At 67.1% G+C, this 16,716-nt stretch carries 18 protein-coding genes; 8 read left to right on the forward strand and 10 right to left on the reverse strand.

Annotated elements, in window-relative coordinates:
- The 4 genes from ACSFA7_RS22250 to ACSFA7_RS22265 all read left to right on the forward strand — a co-directional run bounded on the left by ACSFA7_RS22250 (window position 1) and on the right by ACSFA7_RS22265 (window position 4,581).
- Entirely contained in the window at window positions 1–1,176 is a 1,176-nt protein-coding gene (locus tag ACSFA7_RS22250) for a hypothetical protein (protein ID WP_435501375.1), read from the forward strand.
- Window positions 1,177–1,191: 15 nt separating this feature from the next.
- Window positions 1,192–1,860: a hypothetical protein gene (locus ACSFA7_RS22255; RefSeq protein WP_435501376.1), complete on the forward strand. Its 669-nt coding sequence runs from the start codon at window positions 1,192–1,194 to the stop codon at window positions 1,858–1,860.
- Window positions 1,857–2,378, forward strand: a complete 522-nt coding sequence (locus tag ACSFA7_RS22260) for a C40 family peptidase (RefSeq protein WP_435501377.1) — start codon at window positions 1,857–1,859, stop codon at window positions 2,376–2,378. Before ACSFA7_RS22255 ends, ACSFA7_RS22260 begins: the two co-directional genes overlap by 4 nt.
- Before the next feature lie 154 nt (window positions 2,379–2,532).
- Window positions 2,533–4,581: a DUF3300 domain-containing protein gene (locus tag ACSFA7_RS22265; RefSeq protein ID WP_435501378.1), complete on the forward strand. Its 2,049-nt coding sequence runs from the start codon at window positions 2,533–2,535 to the stop codon at window positions 4,579–4,581.
- 21 nt (window positions 4,582–4,602) lie between these two features.
- Here the strand turns inward: ACSFA7_RS22265 and ACSFA7_RS22270 are convergent, their stop codons facing one another.
- Together ACSFA7_RS22270 and ACSFA7_RS22275 are read right to left on the reverse strand one after the other, a co-directional pair.
- Window positions 4,603–5,871: a M20/M25/M40 family metallo-hydrolase gene (locus ACSFA7_RS22270; protein ID WP_435501379.1), complete on the reverse strand. Its 1,269-nt coding sequence runs from the start codon at window positions 5,869–5,871 to the stop codon at window positions 4,603–4,605.
- Between the two features lie 118 nt (window positions 5,872–5,989).
- A complete protein-coding gene (locus tag ACSFA7_RS22275; RefSeq protein WP_435501380.1) occupies window positions 5,990–6,535 on the reverse strand; it encodes a hypothetical protein in 546 nt (181 codons plus the stop codon).
- Between the two features lie 140 nt (window positions 6,536–6,675).
- On the opposite strand from ACSFA7_RS22275, the gene ACSFA7_RS22280 reads away from it, so the two are divergent.
- The 4 genes from ACSFA7_RS22280 to ACSFA7_RS22295 all read left to right on the forward strand — a co-directional run bounded on the left by ACSFA7_RS22280 (window position 6,676) and on the right by ACSFA7_RS22295 (window position 8,488).
- Window positions 6,676–7,053 carry a DUF2200 domain-containing protein gene (locus tag ACSFA7_RS22280; protein WP_435501381.1) on the forward strand — a complete coding sequence of 126 codons (378 nt, stop codon included), beginning with the start codon at window positions 6,676–6,678 and terminating at the stop codon, window positions 7,051–7,053.
- Window positions 7,054–7,102: 49 nt separating this feature from the next.
- The gene (locus ACSFA7_RS22285; RefSeq protein ID WP_435501382.1) at window positions 7,103–7,606 is read left to right on the forward strand and encodes a YfbM family protein; all 504 of its coding nucleotides are present in this window, start codon (window positions 7,103–7,105) and stop codon (window positions 7,604–7,606) included.
- 79 nt (window positions 7,607–7,685) lie between these two features.
- Window positions 7,686–8,015 carry a hypothetical protein gene (locus tag ACSFA7_RS22290; RefSeq protein WP_435501383.1) on the forward strand — a complete coding sequence of 110 codons (330 nt, stop codon included), beginning with the start codon at window positions 7,686–7,688 and terminating at the stop codon, window positions 8,013–8,015.
- Between the two features lie 77 nt (window positions 8,016–8,092).
- Window positions 8,093–8,488 carry a DUF1428 domain-containing protein gene (locus ACSFA7_RS22295; RefSeq protein ID WP_435501384.1) on the forward strand — a complete coding sequence of 132 codons (396 nt, stop codon included), beginning with the start codon at window positions 8,093–8,095 and terminating at the stop codon, window positions 8,486–8,488.
- 44 nt (window positions 8,489–8,532) lie between these two features.
- On the opposite strand, the gene ACSFA7_RS22300 is transcribed toward ACSFA7_RS22295, so the two are convergent.
- From ACSFA7_RS22300 to ACSFA7_RS22335, 8 genes are all read right to left on the reverse strand, one after another.
- Window positions 8,533–9,732, reverse strand: coding sequence for an MFS transporter (locus ACSFA7_RS22300; protein ID WP_435501385.1), 1,200 nt, complete (start codon window positions 9,730–9,732; stop codon window positions 8,533–8,535).
- Window positions 9,733–9,911: 179 nt separating this feature from the next.
- Window positions 9,912–10,547 (reverse strand): class I SAM-dependent methyltransferase, encoded by a 636-nt coding sequence (locus tag ACSFA7_RS22305; protein ID WP_435501386.1) that lies wholly within the window; start codon window positions 10,545–10,547, stop codon window positions 9,912–9,914.
- The gene (locus ACSFA7_RS22310; protein WP_435501387.1) at window positions 10,544–11,317 is read right to left on the reverse strand and encodes a hypothetical protein; all 774 of its coding nucleotides are present in this window, start codon (window positions 11,315–11,317) and stop codon (window positions 10,544–10,546) included. The genes ACSFA7_RS22305 and ACSFA7_RS22310 overlap by 4 nt, the downstream gene beginning before the upstream one ends.
- A gap of 97 nt (window positions 11,318–11,414) precedes the next feature.
- Entirely contained in the window at window positions 11,415–11,960 is a 546-nt protein-coding gene (locus ACSFA7_RS22315; RefSeq protein WP_435501388.1) for a spore coat protein U domain-containing protein, read from the reverse strand.
- Entirely contained in the window at window positions 11,930–14,296 is a 2,367-nt protein-coding gene (locus tag ACSFA7_RS22320) for a fimbria/pilus outer membrane usher protein (protein WP_435501389.1), read from the reverse strand. Before ACSFA7_RS22320 ends, ACSFA7_RS22315 begins: the two co-directional genes overlap by 31 nt.
- A complete protein-coding gene (locus ACSFA7_RS22325; protein ID WP_435501390.1) occupies window positions 14,274–15,062 on the reverse strand; it encodes a fimbrial biogenesis chaperone in 789 nt (262 codons plus the stop codon). The genes ACSFA7_RS22320 and ACSFA7_RS22325 overlap by 23 nt, the downstream gene beginning before the upstream one ends.
- Window positions 15,063–15,069: 7 nt before the next feature.
- Window positions 15,070–15,603, reverse strand: a complete 534-nt coding sequence (locus tag ACSFA7_RS22330) for a Csu type fimbrial protein (protein ID WP_435501391.1) — start codon at window positions 15,601–15,603, stop codon at window positions 15,070–15,072.
- Window positions 15,604–15,817: 214 nt separating this feature from the next.
- Window positions 15,818–16,525 (reverse strand): helix-turn-helix domain-containing protein, encoded by a 708-nt coding sequence (locus ACSFA7_RS22335; RefSeq protein WP_435501392.1) that lies wholly within the window; start codon window positions 16,523–16,525, stop codon window positions 15,818–15,820.
- Window positions 16,526–16,716 lie beyond the last annotated feature (191 nt).

The raw sequence follows: 16,716 nt of genomic DNA on the forward strand, positions 1-16,716 counted from the left end.
ATGCGGGTCCTGCCGGTCTTTCCTGTCCTGCTGTTTCTGCCCCTGCTCGCAACGAGCCTGGGCGGTGCGCTCGCGCAACCTGCCACGCGCATGGCGCGCCCCGACCGCGCCGCCACCGCCATTCCGCTGGAGCGCAGCACCGACCGCGCACCACCCGCCGCGCAATGGTCGGCGCCTCAACGCCATGTCCCGGCAGCCTCGGCCTTGCGCCCGTCATCGGACACCAGCATCGTCCGGCAGGTCGAGATTGTCCCGCGCCAGCAGACGGTGAACCAGTACCTCGAGCGCCGCGGCGTGGTGGCCGACCGGCCCACCGTCGAGGCCTTCCGCGCGATGAATCCGCAGGTCACCGCCACCAACCGCATCCCCGCGCAGACACGTGTCTCGGGCTTCGTGCCGGAGGCGGCCACCCGCCGGCCCGCGACCACGTTGCAGCCCCGCGCGCGCATCGACATGGCGCAGGCCGCGCGCTACACAGCAGCCGTCGAAGTCGATCGCACCAGCCTCATCCAGGCCAAGGCGTTGCAACTGCCGCCGAGCGCCTACCGCCGCCCGGTGGACATCGACCTGCACCGGAACCTGCTCGCCGGCGTCGACAGCACCGCGCGGCTGGTCGCGCAACGTGCGCCCGCGCTGCCTTCGCGGGAGCTCGCACTGTCTCGCTATTACCTGCGCAATGCCAACGGCGTGGCGCAGCAGATCAACGCGCAGGCCGCCACCCGCCCCATCGGCGAGCCCGACCTGCAGAAGCTGGCCGACGCCTCCCGGCCGGTGCAGGCCATGCAGGCGCGCATGGTCAATGGCGAGAAGCCGCTGGAGTTCCGACAGGTCACGGTGAAGGTGCGCGGCGAGGATGGCAAGGACCTGCGCGAACCCCTGCGCGTGTACGTGCTGCCCGCGGGTCTGGTGGACCAGCCCGACGACCCCGAACTCATCCTCGAGCTGCTCACGCTGCTGAGCTTCGAACGCCCGACCTCGCCCTCGACCGGCGAGGTGCAGCGTGGCGAGATGCGGCTCTGGGTCGGGCCCGATTTCAAGTACCGGGAGATGGCCGATCTCGTCATGGCGCGTGGCCTGACGAATTTCATGCCAGTCCATGGCCACCTGCTCGACACGGTCAACCCCGACCTGCTGTTCATGGCGCCCGCGAGCATCACGGTGCCGCCCGCGCGCTGATCCCAATCCATCGCCATGGCCACCGAAGCACGCCCCGCCGGCCCGTTCGACAGCCTCGTGGCCATCGTCGCCTCGGCCGCCGCCGCGGTCGGCGCCACGCTCGCGCTTTTCCACTCCTTCCTGTCGGACCTCGTGCCGCCCATCGAGGGTGCACAGTTGTCCATCGGCATGGTTTCGTTCGGCACCATGGTCGTGTTGCTGGCGCTGAGCCTCTTGATCCGCAAGCGGCTGTCGTCGGCCAGACAGCGCTGGCTCGCAATGCTCGCGCTGGTGTTGCTGGCCGCGGCGTTCTGGGCCTTCTTCACCTACCGCGACGTGGTGCGCACCTATGTGTTCGCGTATCCCGCCGAACTGAAACCGGAGAAGCAGACGCGCTACATCCGCGGCGAGCTGCACGAAATGGGCGAGAAGCGCAGCAAGGGCATGAGCATCGCCGAGGCAGTGAAGATGTTCGGCGGCCCGCAGCTCGTTGTCAGTCGCGAGTTGCTGTGGGAAGAAAGCGCGCAGCAGGCCATGACCGGGCGACTCGAGCGCTGGTACATGTTTCTCTCGATGCTGCTGACGACCGCGCTGTACGTCGTCGCCATCACCGTGTGGCGCTCGCTGCCGGGCAGGGCTCGCGCCGCATCCGCCAGGAAGCCTTCGCCCGCTGCACAGCCATCACCACAGGAGGAGCAACCATGAAGGAACTGATCGACCAGATGCTCGAGATCGCGCGCACCGAAGTCGGCACGCGCGAAGCGGCCGTCAACAACACGGGTGCGCGCATCGTCGAATACCAGGGTGCCACCTGGCTCGCACCCGGCGCGTGGCCGTGGTGTGCGGCCTTCACCGCGTGGGTCATGCGCGAGTGGCTCGAAAACGAGGCCGTGCGCGAGGCGCTGCACCTCGATTCGTTCTCGCTCGCCGACAAGTGGCGCTGCCGCGATGCCAGCGCCTTCGGCTGGGAGAAATGGGCGCGCCAGCGCAAGCTGCAGGTGCTCGACGAAATGCAGAAGGCCCGCGCCGGCGACTTCGTGGTGTTCGACTTCTCGCACATCGGCATCGTCACCGACGACCAGCCGCTCGCCAGCCGCAAGCTCGCCACCATCGAAGGCAACACCAACGGCAAGGGCGAACGCGACAGCGTGACGGGCGACGGCGTGTGGATCAAGGAGCGGGTGCCGAGCCTCGCAAAGAGTTACATCCGCATCTTCAGCTGATCTGATCTCACCCACTTGTGGGTCATGCCCGACACGGGCAGCAGCGCGCGGACGACACAGACAGTTGCATCACCGGCGCAGGGTAGGTCATCGCAGACCGTCAGGGACCGTTGAGAGAGTCAGGCGTGACGTCGGCGCCTTGATGGAACTCCAGATGAACACCCAACGTCCTTCCCTTCCCCTGCCCCGGTTGCTCGCGATTTCGCTGTGCATCGGCGCACTCGCCCTCGCAGGCTGCGACAAGCCCGCGCCGCCCAGCCCCGCTGCGGCCGCCGACCCAGCGATTTCGATGTCGCCGCCCACGGTGCCTCAAGCACCTGCCGCTGCGCCCGCGACATCGGTGCCGGTCGCCTACACGCCGCCCTCGGCCGAGCAGCTCTACCAGCTGGTCGCGCCCATCGCGCTCTACCCCGACAAGCTGGTCGCCCAGATCCTCGCCGGCGCCACCTACCCCGAGCAGATCACCGCCGCGCACGACTGGCTCGGGCAGAACCAGTCGCTCAAGGCCGGCCCGCTCTCCGATGCAGCCAACCAGCAGCCCTGGGACCCGAGCGTGAAGTCGCTCACCGCCTTTCGCCCCGTGCTCGACCAGCTCGCCGGCAACATCGCGTGGACCGAGTCGCTCGGCAAGGCCTACTACAACGACCCGGCCGACGTGATGAACGCGATCCAGGTGATGCGGCAGCGCGCATCGAAGGCGGGCCGGCTGAAGAACAACGACAAGCTGCGAGTGGCCAGCGCCGCCGCGCCGCGCGACTACGTGCCGGCGCCGGACATGCAACCCGTCTACGGCGGGCCCGCCGTGATCGAGGCGCCGCAGCAACTGATCACCATCGAACCCGTGCAGTCCGACGTGGTGTACGTGCCGCGCTACGACCCGCAGGTGATCTACGGCGAGCCCCTGCCCGTCTACCCCGGCTATGCCTATGCGCCGCCACCGCCCGTCGAGGTCGCGCCCGGCTACAGCCGCGGCCAGGTTGCAGCGGCCGGTGCGCTGGCATTCGGCACGGGCGTGATCGTGGGCGCGGCGCTGGAGCGCCACGGCTGGGGATGGAACTCGTGGAACATGAACTGGGGCGCACCGCGCGATCGCAGATATGACCGCGACCGTGACCGCGTGGCGCAGCCGGCCTTTGCACGGCCTGCGGTGGTCTACAACAACAGCACCTACATCTCGCGCTCGACCACGGTGGTCAACAACGTGCGCAACGTCTACAACAACAACGACCGCAACGGCGGACCACGCGGCATGCCGCCCGGCGCGCCGCCGCCCAACTTTGCGCAGCAGCAGCAGCAGCAACAACAAGCGCAGTTCGCGCAGATGCAGCAACAGCAGCAACAACAACAGGCACGTCAGCAGCAGGCCGTGGCGCAACAGCAGCAGGTGCAGCAACAGCAAGCACAGCAACGCGCACAGCAGCAGGCTCAACAGCAACAAGCGCAGCAGTTGCAGGCTCAGCAAGCCCAACAGCAACAACAGGCGCGGCAGGCCCAGCTTCAGCAACGCGCACAACAGCAGCAAGACCAGGCGCGCCGCCAGCAAGCGCAGCAGGCCCAACAACAGGCGCAGCAGCAGGCACGCGCCGCCAGCCAGCAGCCGCCGCAACAACAGGCCCGAGCCCAGCAGCAGCAACAGCAGGAACAGTTGCGGCGCCAGCAGATGGAACAGCAACAGCAAGCGCGCACCGCCGCCCAGCAAGCCCAGCAACAACAGCAGCGCGCGTTGCAGGACCGGCAGCGCCAGCAGCAGCAAACCCAACAGACCCAGCAGGCGCAACAGGACCAGTCACGCCGCCGGCAGATGCAACAGCAACAGCAGGCGCAGCAACAGGCCCGCGCGGCCCAGCAGCAACAGGCGCAACAGCAGCAGGTTCAGCGGCAACAGGCCCAGCAGCAACAACGGCAACAGCAGGCCCAGAACGAGGCCCGCCAGCAGCAGGACCAGATGCGCCGCCAGCAACAGCAACAGCAGCAACAACAGGCCCAGGCCGCACGCGCACAACAACAGCAGCAGGCGATGCAACAACAGCAGCAGCAACGCCAGCAGCAGATGCAGCAACAGCAGGCGCAACAGGCCCAGATGCGCCAGCAGCAACAACAGGCGGCCCAGGCGCGTCAACAGCACGCCGCGGCGGCAGCCGCCGCGGCCGCTGCCCACAAGCCGCCGGCCCGCCCCGGCGAGCCGCCTCGCCAGCAGCCCTGAGGCCGGTCGCCCTCGCGCCGCTTACTGCTTGCCGATCTCGGTCAGCAGGCGGGTGACGAGGTAGATGCGCGGCACGATCGAATCGACTTCGATGTATTCGTCGCGTGCGTGATACCCGAAGCCCGCGAGGCCGAAGCTCTCGACCACCGTGGCCTTGCCGGAGCGGCCCGCATAACCCGCGTCGGTGCCGCCGCCGGTCATCGGCGTCAGCGCGAGGTCGCGGTCGATTTCCTTGTAGATCGCCTGGGCCTTCTCGGCCAATGCGCGGCCCTTCGCGCCCGCCACGAACGCCGGGCGTCCGACCTCGACCTTCACCGTCGTCTCCGTGTCGGGGATCAGCTTGCCGCTCGCGATCTTCGCCTGCAGCACTTCGTTGAGTTTCTTCTCCGCGCCGGGCTGCGTGATGCGGATGTCGCCCAGCGCCTGCGCCTTCTCGGTGATCTGGTTGATCGGGCCGGTGGCACGCGCCACGGTCCAGTTGAGCGTCACGCCCGGAATGTCCTTCGCGAGGTCCTTGGTCTGCAGCATCTGGTACGACAGCTCGTACAGCGCGTTGCGGCCCAGCTCGGGCGCGGCGCCCGCGTGCGCCGCGCGACCCTTCACCTCCATCGTGGCCTGCGCGATGCCGGCCGCGCCGAGCAGCAGTGACTCGCCCTTGGCCACCGACTTGGCCGCCGTCGGTTCAAACGACAGCACGGTGTCGTGCAGGTCGGCCGTGGTGGCGATGAGTTCGCCCGAGCCCACCGAGCCTACTTCTTCATCGGGGTTCACGAGCACGGTGAGCGTGTCGTAGTCGCGCCAGCCCGCATCGGCCAGGATCTTCAGCGAGGCCAGCATCACCGCGATGCCGCCCTTGTCGTCGGCGATGCCCGGGCCGTAGATGCGGTTGCCGTCCACCCTGTAGGGCTGGCTGCCGAGGATGCCGGCGGCATACACCGTGTCCATATGGCCCTGCAGCATGATCTTGCGCTTGCCCGTGCCCTTGAGCGTGCCGATGACGATATCGGCGCCCGCGCCGGCTTGTGTCTTGCGGCGCTCGGTCTTGAAGCCCGCGGCCTTCAGCCGCCCCTCGATCACGTCGGCCATCTTGAGCAGGCCATCGACGTTCAGGCTGCCCGATTCGATCTGCACCATCTCCTTGAGGTTGTCGATGACGGCGGGCTGCGCCTTCTCTGCGGCGGCGAGCAGCTTGGCATCGGGCGCGGCCTGCACGGCGATGGCGCCCAGGGCAAGACCGGAGGCCAGCGCGATGGCACGCAGGGTGAAGAAGGACGAAGAGCGCATGGACATGAGGGTTCCCGTTTGGCTGAAGTGAATGGCGGGCGACAGCATAGCGACATCAATGAAAATGCAGCGCAAATCGGCGACAGCGCGCCGCTACGGCCAGCGGCGACGCAGACCCCGGTCCTCAGCGCATCGGGCCGTACTGCTGCCGAAAACGCTCCTGCAGCTCGATCGCGCCGCGCATTCTCGGATCAGCCATGTCGCGCCGCACGCGCTCCTTGTCGGCGGCATCCTTCCTCATCGCCTCCACCAGCCGGTTCTGGTCTTCCTGCCGCTCGCTTCTCTGGCGCTCCCTGCGCTCCCGGGTCTCGCGCCAGTCGGCGTCCGCCTTGGCCCGCTCGTTCCGCTCATTGGTTGCGCTGTCACGCGGGCTGCCCATGGCCTCGAGGATTACCAGCAGCGTGAACGCGAGGCCAATCAGCACCGGGTTTGCCTGTTCCTTCGCGGGCTGGCCATCGCCCGGCACCTCCGCAGGCACCCTGTGAGCCGATGCGCATCCCGTGACGGCTGCGAACAGGAGCGGAATCAAGACGACGCCGATGAAAGCACGCTGAATGAACGATGAAGACGAAGCCATGGCGTTGCATTGTCGAAAGCGAGCCGGTGCTGCAACAGTGTTGAAAGTCATGGCTGCGTAAAGCGGCCAGGCTGCGAAGACGCCGATGACCATGGGGATCGCTCATGCATCCGCCGGCATCCTGCATGCGCATGTCGTACGGCAGAATTCGGCCGGGGGAACTGGTGCTCTCTTCACGTCGGCACGCCAAGGCAGCATGTGCATAGGACCCTGGACACACAGGAGGAATGACGATGCCCAAGCATTCAATTTTCACGACAGCCTTTGCGAAGGTCTATCCGATGTACGTTCAAAAGGCCGAGCGCAAGGGTCGTACGAAAGAAGAGATCGACCAGATCATCTGCTGGCTGACGGGCTATGACAAAGCCGGATTGCATCGGCAGATCGAGCGGCAGAACGATTTCCAGACGTTCTTTGCCGAAGCCCCGGCCATTCACCCGAACAGCGCGCTCATCAAGGGCGTGGTCTGCGGAGTGCGCGTGGAGGACATCGACGATCCGCTCATGCAGAAGATCCGCCACCTGGACAAGCTCATCGATGAGCTGGCCAAAGAAAAGGCGATGGAAAAAATTCTGCGGCTTCAGCTTGTGAAGTTCCGCTCCGGGAGCTGAAGCTCTTAAAGTCGGCAGTGGCTGCGATCAATCAGCAAGGACTTTTCCAATGAGTTGCCTCGGTGTTCATTTCGCCCTCACCCAAGACGATGCGTTGGCCCTGGAGGCCATCGGGAACGACGACGATCGCCTCGAGCATCTGACAGAGGAGATAGAGGAGCGCTATTTCAAGGAGGCCGAGGCTTACGTTGCCGAGTCCGACAAGTCGTGGGATGCCATGCATCGGGCCCTCTCGGACGGCACGCTCTCCCGATCCGGCGGAGCCTATCCACTCAACCACGCAGTCCTGGGCGGCACCAGTCTCTACGCCGCCGACGACTACATCATGAGCCTGAAGACGCCGGCTCAAGTCCGGGATATCGCGGCAGCCCTGGCGCCCATCGACGAAGCTGAATTCAGGCGGCTCTACAACAGCATCGATCCAGAGGATTACGACGGTGATGTTTCCGACGACGACTTCGAGTACACATGGGGCTGGTTCGTCGGCGTGAGAGATCTGTATGCCAAGGCGTCTGTTGAAGGTCGCTTCGTGCTTTTCACCACCGATCAATAGCGCCGAGGCCGTTCTGACGGGATCCGTGTTTGTGATGGCTCCAACGCAGCAGCGCAAGATGCCGTCGAAGGAGGCTTGAATGGACGACGTTGTTCGCGGAATCGAGGCCGTGTGGAAAGTCGAGAGCCTGCGGTCCTGGCTCCTGGGTGGCATCGTGATGGCATTGACGATCGGCGGCCTGGTGGCCGCGATGCATTCGTGGGCGCGCCGCAGAGGTTTGGACGATGCGATCGGGAACCGGGTTCATCCCGCCGTGCGTTTTGCGATATCGCTCTTGCTTGGATTGGGGTGCGCCGCTGTGCTGGCACGCAACGATGTGCAATGGCCGATCCCCGCGGCGGGGATCGTGCTCTCCATCTTCTTCATGGCGTTTTTCGGAATCCAGGTGTTGCGCGGCACCCGGGAGTAGGTGCGAAAGCGGGCTCCGCAGGCCGCCTGGCCGAGCTACAGTGGGACGCAACCGCCCCCCCCGAATGGAGACAGCGCATGACCTACATCGACTGCTACCTGGCACCCGTTCCCCGCGCCAACAAGGCCGCGTACGAGAAGATGGCGACGGCATCCGCCGAAGTGACCAAAGCGTACGGCGCGCTGCGTGTGACCGAGTGCTGGCTCGATGAATCGGGGCCCGACGCATCGACCTACCATGGTGAAAACGCGCGTCGCGACGCAGACCAGTACAGCAGCTTCACCAAAGCAGCCGGCGCGAAGAAAGGCGAGGCTGTCGTGATGTCCTGGGTCGAGTGGCCCGACAAGGCCGCCAGGGATGCAGGGATGGCGAAGGTGACCAGCGATCCGCGAATGCAGTTCGAGGGGCAGGTTCCCGTGTTCGATGGCTCGCGCCTTGTCGCCGGAGGCTTTCTGCCCATGATCTCCATGTAGAGGCTTGCGAGAAATGCGTTCCCCATGCACGAGAGGCGGCGGTGCTATTTGCTGCGGCCCAGCCGCAAGGAAGGCAGCAGGCACAGGGCCGCACAGGTCGCGCCGGCCCCCACGAGAAAGGCCCCGGTGATCCCGAACCACTGGATCGCGAAGCCGACCACAGGCCCGGTCACGCCCATCGCGATATCGGCGAAGGCGATGAAATTGCCCACCGCGCGGCCGCGCTGTTCCGGCGGAACGGATTGGGTCGCGAGCACGCCCATCGCGGGGAACACGAGGGAGAAGCCCAGGCCGGTCAGCGTCGCGCCCAGCACGGCCATGCCCGGCGCGGGAGCGCACCAGATGAGCAGTTGCCCTACGGCCTCGAAGATCAATGAGCCCACGGCGACCCGCGTCGCGCCGAAGCGGTCCGGCAGGCCCGAGCCGACCAGGCGCACGAGGACGTAGGCGGCACCGAAGCCGAGCAGTGCCGTGCCGGCCCGTGGCCAACCGTGTGCTGCGTAGTCGAGGGTCAGGAAGGCCGCCATCGCGGCATAGGGAACAGTCGCCAGTGCGAGCACGAGGCCGGGTCGCCAGATGAGGCCAAGCACGCGATGAAACGGCACACGCTGCCCGCCGGCGCCGGGAACAGCCGGAAGGCGCAGGGCGATGGCCCACGCGAGCATCGGCGTGAGCAACGTCACGACGCCGACACCGACGAAGCCATAAGCCGCCTGCACAGCCAGGCCGAGCGATGCACCGAGCCCGAGCGCGGCGTAGATCGCAATGCCCGTCCAGGACATCACCTTGCCGGTGCGGGCGGGGCCCACGCGCGCGATGCCCCAGCTCATCAAGCCGGTGAGGAACAGGCTCTCGCCGAGGCCCGACACCAGGCGGCCGAGAAGCAGCACGGCGAGCTTTGCAGCAGGGTCGATGGGAAGCACGCTCGACAGCCCGTAGGCCAGGCCCGAGCAGGCAGTGAGTGGGAGTCCGAAGAGAACGGCGGCGCGGGGCCCGCGCTGATCGCAGAGCGTGCCCGCCCGATGGCGGGTCAGCAGCGTGGCCAGCGACTGGAGGCCGATGGCCCAGCCCACGGTGGCTGCGCCGAACCCCAGGTGGTCGCGCACCTCGAGGGCGAGGGCCGCCAAGGGAACGCTGATTGCAAGGAATCCGAGGAAGACCGCCAGCACCACGGGAGCGAGCCCCGTCAATGCAGAGGGAGTCCTGAACGGGCGAACGGATGCAGGGGAAAAAAGTGATGTCATGCCAAGGCGCGTCTTTATGGATCGAGATATTCCCCACTGGGATCCTCTCGACAAAGGACGCGTTGGATGACGGTAACGCTTACGACAGTGCCGCGAAGGCGCTGCGGCGGCGACTATAACTTCGTCGCTTCGACGCGGTCAATACCCTTTTGCGGCACCGGTCATCCGTTCCCGCGAACTCACTTTTTGCGGGCCACGATGTACGGCCGGTTGTCGTCGCCCTTCGTTGCGTGGTTTTCGGTGGCGAGTATTTCGAAGCCCGCGGCATCGATGTGGTCACCCAATTCCTTCGCGCGAAAGATGCCTGCATGGGGTGCCTTGCCGATCGCGCGCATCACGGGCAATGCAAGCCGGATGAGTGGGTTCATGTCGCCGACGCAAGGCGTCTTGGAGATGAACAAACCATCCGCTGCGAGCAATGCGTGGATGCTGCGCAGCGTGCCAGGCAGGTCGCGCACCAGATGCAGGTAGTTGAATCCGAGAACGGCGTCGAAGCGTGCAGCCTCCGATGCCAGCGCTTCTGCGGTCGCAGTCTGGAAGGCGAGCGTCGGTGCCGGTGCCGCGGCGTGTTTTGCATTGGCGATCGCAATCATTTCGGTGGAGATATCCGTCGCGAGATAAGCATCGACATGACCCGCGAGCCGCAGCGCCGTCGTTCCCGTTCCGCAGCCCAGTTCCAGCACCTTGGCGTCCGGCTTCAACAAGGCGCGTGTGCGGTCCAGCGTGCGCTCATAACCAGCCGGGTCTGCCACCGCACTCGTCGCATACCTGGATGAAGTCCGGTCCCAGAATCTTGCGTCGCTCTCCGTGCTCATGGTGGGTTGCGTTCTGCAGATGTCCTCAGTCCCCGTTCGACGACTGCCACTCGGGCACCAAGCGCTTCGAAGCGACGGACCAGATAGTCCTTCGCCGCGTCGCTGATGTTATCGACCAACAGCGGCAAGGGCAGCTGATGCTTGAGCTTCAGCAGGCTTGCGCCGGCCAGATGCCTGTAGTCTGGATGCGCCTTGAGCGCGGTCAGCACCTGCAAAGGCTGAGCGCCCAGGTCCGTCAGATGCACCGTGTAGAAAAGGACCGTCGACGGAACATCGTCCGGCGGAACTGGCGCATCGACTTCGATGCGCTCCATCAGCATTCGAAGATTCGGAAACAGCGGCTGCGGCGACCAGCGGCCGCTCCCGTGCCAGTCCCAGAGCACCGGCACTTCGGGTTGGCTGATGTCGCCGATCAACGGATCGCCATCGGCGTTTTGCAGGACCACCCAGTGCGGCTGCCATTGGCCTGTCTCCACGGCATCGCTCCACACCAGATGCTCCGGCGTGCTCGCCTGCTGATCCAGGATGAAACGGTAGCCCTCCATTGCCGCGAGGAGGCCAGGCACGTCGAAGGCGCCCACGCCGGTGAGCTCTCCACGCCAACCCTCGCGCCAACACGCCTCCTCCAGCACGAGTGACTGGGTCCCCATGCTGCGACACCAGACGAACCAGTCCTGCATCGGTGGGGGCAAGGTCGGCAGCTCGAATTGCGCCGCCAATGAGGTCTGGATGGCGGCCCGGTTGGGCCAGTTGTCGGGTGTCAGTGCCATTGATGTTCGAAGATTTCTTCAGCTTGCTTCCGCTGTCCGCGGCATGTTGCCATGGTGACGAGCGCCAACGAGCGCCGCCTGTCGTTCCGCGACCGCCTCAATAGGTCACCGTCACCGTGATGGTGTTGCTGTAGCTGCCCGGCGCAACGTACTGCCCGATCGGAATGCGCCCATACACGGTGTAGCTGCGCGGCACCGAATTGCCGCCGGCCGATGCGAGCGCGCTGTAGCTGTCGGTGACCGTGCCGGTGCCCCACACCGTGGTGCGCGCATTCGTGGTGTAGAGGTTGTAGCCCAGCGGCGTGCTGCTCGGGCCCGTCAGTTGCCGGTTGGCGATGCTGCCGCCCGTCCCCGCGCTGAGACCGATCGAGTAGGACAGGGTCACCAGGATCCCCAGGCCGGTGACCGTGCCGACGACGTTGATGGTCGTGGTGTTGTCCTTGGGCGTGAGGCTGGACGGATCGTAGTTTCCGAACGCGAGCGGCAGTGGCACGCTGACCGTCGCACTGCAGCTGAACAAGCCCACGCCCGTGCACGCGGCATCCGCATCGCGCGCACCCAGCAGGCCGGCCAGTCCGAGGGTCAGCGCCGATGCGGCGCGCGCGGTGCGCTTCATGGCCGCGGCGATGGAACGGGCTGGCATCGGTAAGTGCCCAGGGAGGGCAATGTGCCGGAGCGGTCGATCTCGCCGAGCGTGAAGCGGCAGTGCCCCTTCGTCCACCGCGCCTCGAAGCTTTCGCGGGGCTGCGGGTCGTCGATCGAAAGCTGGCCGTTGAAGCCCGAGAGCAGCGAGGTGCCGCGCGCCGGCCGCAGCACGTCGATGCCCGCGGGAAGCGGGCTGCCGTCGGGCAGCAGCACCGTCGCGCTCGCCAGCATCCCGCGCGAGATGTCGAAGGTGGCCGCGGCCACGCCCTTGTAGCGCGGCACCACGCGAATGGCGTCGCTGCGCACCTGCGCCTCGATCGGCAGGTCGCCGTTGTCGATGCTGATTTGGTTGGGTTCGTAGGCGCGCAACCCGGAGACGACGGCGCGGCCCTCGCTGTCGGTGGTGGTCCAGGGCAGGTTCTCGCGGTAGACCTTCACGCCCGGGGCTCCGGGCACCGTCACCAGCGCGAACGCATCGTCGGATTGGCGGGTGGCGAAGGTCATGCCGCCTGCGTAGCCCACGGCGCCGCTCGCGCGCACGCGCATCGCGTTCTGGCCCTGTGCGCGTGCCGCCTCGGCGGTGAGCAGGCCGTAGCGGCCACGGTAGTCGACGCCGGCCTCGGTGCGCGCGTTCTCGCCATCGGCGGCGCGCAGCCGCCAGCCCCAGCCGGTATCGCTGGGCGGCTGCTGGCTCATCTCGGCCACGGCCGAATGCTTTCCGGGGTTCTGCCGCTGCAACGAGAGCGAGGCGTTGCGGCCTTCGCCGAGCGCAAAGCTGAGGCTGACGCCCACGGATGTCGTGGGGCGCCTGCCGTCCTGGCGCGTGTGGGCCACGTAGGTTCCGAGCCAGGCGCTGGCGCCCACGCCGATCGACCAGCTCGCGGTGGTCACACCCACGCGCTCGCCGGTGTTGTAGTGCAGCCGGGTGTGGCTGGCGCCCAGCGTGCCGTAGCGACCCAGCGAGCGGCCGGCGAACAGCTGGCTCTGGGCATTGACGTGCACGGGGCTGTCCTGCCAGGCGATCTGCGTGAAGCCGCGGCTCGCCACCTGTCGGCTGGCCGAGAAATTCCATTCGTCGCTGGTGCGCGTGTAGGCAGCGCGCCAGAGCCGTCCGCTCCCACCGTCGCGGCTGCGGCTGGCGGCGCCATGCAATGCGAACTCGCCCACCGTGCCCCACACCCACGTCAGGCCGGCGCCTGCCGTCTGGCTGCGCGCGCCAGCTTCACCGCGCACCTCGACAGTGGCGCCGTCAGTAAGGCCGCGCCGCCAGCTGCCGGCCACGAAGGGCGGCCCGTAGTCGAAACTGCGCTCGCCGTAGCGAAGGCGCGTCCAGCCGGCTTCCAGCGAGTAGTCGGAGAGCCCCGCGCGCAGCAGGTTCGAGCTCACGTAGTAGGGCGTGGTCACGGTGCGCTGCACGCCCAGGGCATCGGTGACCGCGAAGCGCATCTCGCCCGCGCCGGTGAGCACCGGCACGTCGGTGATCGCGAACGGTCCCGCGTCGACGCGGCGCTGGTAGCGCAGCGTGTCGTTCACGTACACCTCCACCGCCGAAGGCACGGCCGCGCCGCCGTTGAGCGTCGGCATCGGGTAGCTGATGTAGCCCGGCTGCAGGCCGAAGCGGGTGCCGAACTGCACCCCGCCGAAGCGAAAGGGCGTGGACCATGCGGACGCCTGCGTGATCGCATCGCCGATCGTGAGACGGGTCAGGCGATCGGGATCGTCGCTGCGGAAATAGCTGTCCAGCCGGGTGGTGCCATGCCCTCCGAACGCGGAGCCGGAGCGCCCGGCCACGAAGCCCGTGCCCGCAAGCCCCCACTCGCCCGAAGTCCCGGCATCGAAGTATCCCGAGGCGCGCGTGCCCTCGCGGTCATGCTGCAGCACGAGGTCGTAGTTGAGAAAGGCACCGAAGGCCGAGGCCGACAGCGGCGGGCGATCGCTCGCGGGCCGCTGTGCGCGCACGGTGCCGGGCGTGAACGCATCGGCCGTCACTGTCAGCGCCACGCTCTGCGCGCCTTCGTCGAACTGCAGCCGCGCGCCCGGCAACGCCCGCAGGTCGTAGTAGTTCGTCTCGCCGCGTCGCAGCGTCGGCGTGGAAGGCCGCACCAGGCGCCAGGCGGCGAGGTCTGCTTCGGCGGCCAGCAGTTGCGCGCCGCGCCGAAGCAGCGGGCGCGGCGCCTGCTGCGCCTCTCCGTTGATGCGCACATCCAATATCGCCGGCTGCGCATCGTCGACGGCTTCGGTCGCTTCTTCGGCAGGCAGCGCCTGTGCGCAGGCAACCCGCAGGCCCAGCCAGCCGCAGCACGCCCAGACGCTAGCGCGGCACGGCAGGCGCACGGGGCACGAGCACGGTGGCGGTGACGGTGGACAAGGCCTCGGGCGCATCGGTGGCGGCCTCGATGTGCAGGCGGGTATCGGGCGGCAGGGCCGGGAGCTCCAGCTCGATGCCGGCCGACTGCCCGGCCAGCGCGTAGTGGGAGAGGCTCTTTCGCAGCAGCTCGGCGCCGCCATCGCGGCGCACCACCAGCTGCGTGAGCTGGATGTGCTCGCTGCCCTGGTTGTCGAGCATGAGCCTGTAGCCGCGCCCGCCCGCGCCGCCCGCCTGCAGGCGCCATTGCAGCGCCTGCCGCAGTTGCAGCGGCGGCACGAAGATCGGAACGCCGATGCGCAGCAGCGTCTGCAGCTTCGCGCCGCCGGCACCGTCGGTTGCAAGCGCCTGGTCGCGCGGCAACTGGCGCAGGAAGACGCGGTAGCTGCGCTCCGCGGCCTCGGCCGGCACCTGCAGTCCCAGGCGCACGATCTGCCGCCCGCCCGGCGCCAACCGAAAGATGCTGGGGTTCACCAGCACCTCGCGCGTGGGTTGATAGACATCGCGCCCGTCCTCTTGCGACCAGACCAACACCTCGGCCTGCACCGCGACCTCTTCCGCCTCGTTGCTGTTGCCCATGGTGAGCGAGGCAACCGGCCTCTGTGGTGTCAGCACGATGCGCAACGGCGCCACGCTCAGGCTGGCAGCCAGCGCGCCGATGGGCAGCAGCACGCAAGGCAGCAGGGCGGACCACAGCAGGAAGGTGCGGCGCATGCCGCGGGTGGCTGCGATCAATCTGCGATCAATACGTCAGCGTGAGCGTGATGGTGTCGGCGTAGTCGGTCGCCGCCGCGGCGGCGTATTGCGCCGTGGGAATCTGTCCGTAGACGGTCTGTGTCTGGGGCAGCCCGGTGCCGGTGTAGCCGGTGGCCGATGTGCTGTTGTCCCAGTTCGTCGAGTGCGTGCTTTCCTTGAAGAGGCCATACAACAACTTGTTGTTGCCGGCGGCGGCCGTGGGGCTGGTCATGGCGCGCGTGGTGATCGTCGCACCCGCGCTGGTGCCCGCGTTCAGCCCGAGTGAATAGGGCGTGCCGAACGTGCAGGTAACGCTGAAGGTGGTGGTGCCGCTCAGCGCCGTGGCGGCCGCAGGGTCGTAGTTTCCGAAGGCCAGCGTGGCGGGGGTCGTCATCAGGCAGGCCTTGAGCACCGTGGCCGTCACCTGGAAGGTCGTGGTGGCAGTGACGGCATTCGCCGATGGCACAACCACGAGCAACGCGCCGACCGGCAACGCGATGCGGGCGACCGCGTGAAAAAGAGGGCGGAGTGTGTGGCGCATCGGGTTGGACCTTTCATTGAAAGACAACCTCCCTTCTAACCACTCCCGCGCCAATGCGATGTAGGAACATTCCTCCCGTCCGCAGATCGCGACAGTACCTTTGCCCTCAGGGGCTCGAGAAAGAGCTATTTAGGCCTACTCCAATCGCCGGATGCGGTCGTTCGGCGCAGCCCTGTCGTGCATCGGCTCGTTCCTGTCGGCCGAGATCGGGCCTTCAGCCTTTGCCGCGTCCCGTTTTCTTCGGCGCCACTTTGCGCGCCGGCTTCAGCACAGGTGCCTCGCGCGCCGACTTCATGTGCCCGCTCTCGCCCGTGGTCACGCCGACGATCTTCGCGAGCTGCCGGCTCACGCTCACATACGCATGGCCGATGCTGCTGTCGTAGTACAGCGAATCGCCGCGCGCGAGGTGCACCACTTCGCCGGTGTCGAAGTGCACCTCGATCTCGCCCGACAGCACATAGGCGAACTCCTCACCCGGATGCCGCGCGAAGTCTTCCGGGCCATTGACGCTGCGCGCATGCACCGTGCCGACGACCGGGCTCATCTGCTTGCCGGCCGCCGTGGTGCCGAGGAACTCGTAGGCGAACGAGAGCCCGCGGTAGACCACGCCCTTGCCCGCGCGCGTGACCACCGGCCCGTCGAACTGCGCGGGCTTCACGCCGGCGCCCGCGAACATCGCGTTCATGTCCATCTCGAGCGCACGGCCCAGCGCGGCGAAGTTCTCGTAACCCAGTGCGAGCTGGCCACGCTCGGCGCGCGAGATGGTGGTGATCGACACGCCCGAACGCTCGGCCAGCTGCGCCAGCGTCCAGCCGAAGCGCTTGCGCGCGGTGCGCAGGCGGTGACCGAAAGTGGTGCGGTCCAGCGTGGGCGCCTCGTCCTTCGGCTTCGTCCCCGGCTTGGTCCCTGTGTGTGGATTCACGCTTGGCTTTCTCTTGTAGTGCATGGCGATTCTGCCAGCGGGCCCGCACGCCATCCATGGCAACCCGGATGACTCAGGCGCGGAAGTTGCGTATACGCAAATTGCATTGACGCAAATTTCACCGATGAGGTGCACCATGGTTTCCCCTTGGTGCACCGCAAATAATTTGCGTATCCGCAAATTTCTTTCTA

Source organism: Variovorax trehalosi, assembly GCF_051216415.1.
In the GTDB taxonomy this organism is placed as follows: Bacteria; Pseudomonadota; Gammaproteobacteria; order Burkholderiales; family Burkholderiaceae_C; genus Variovorax.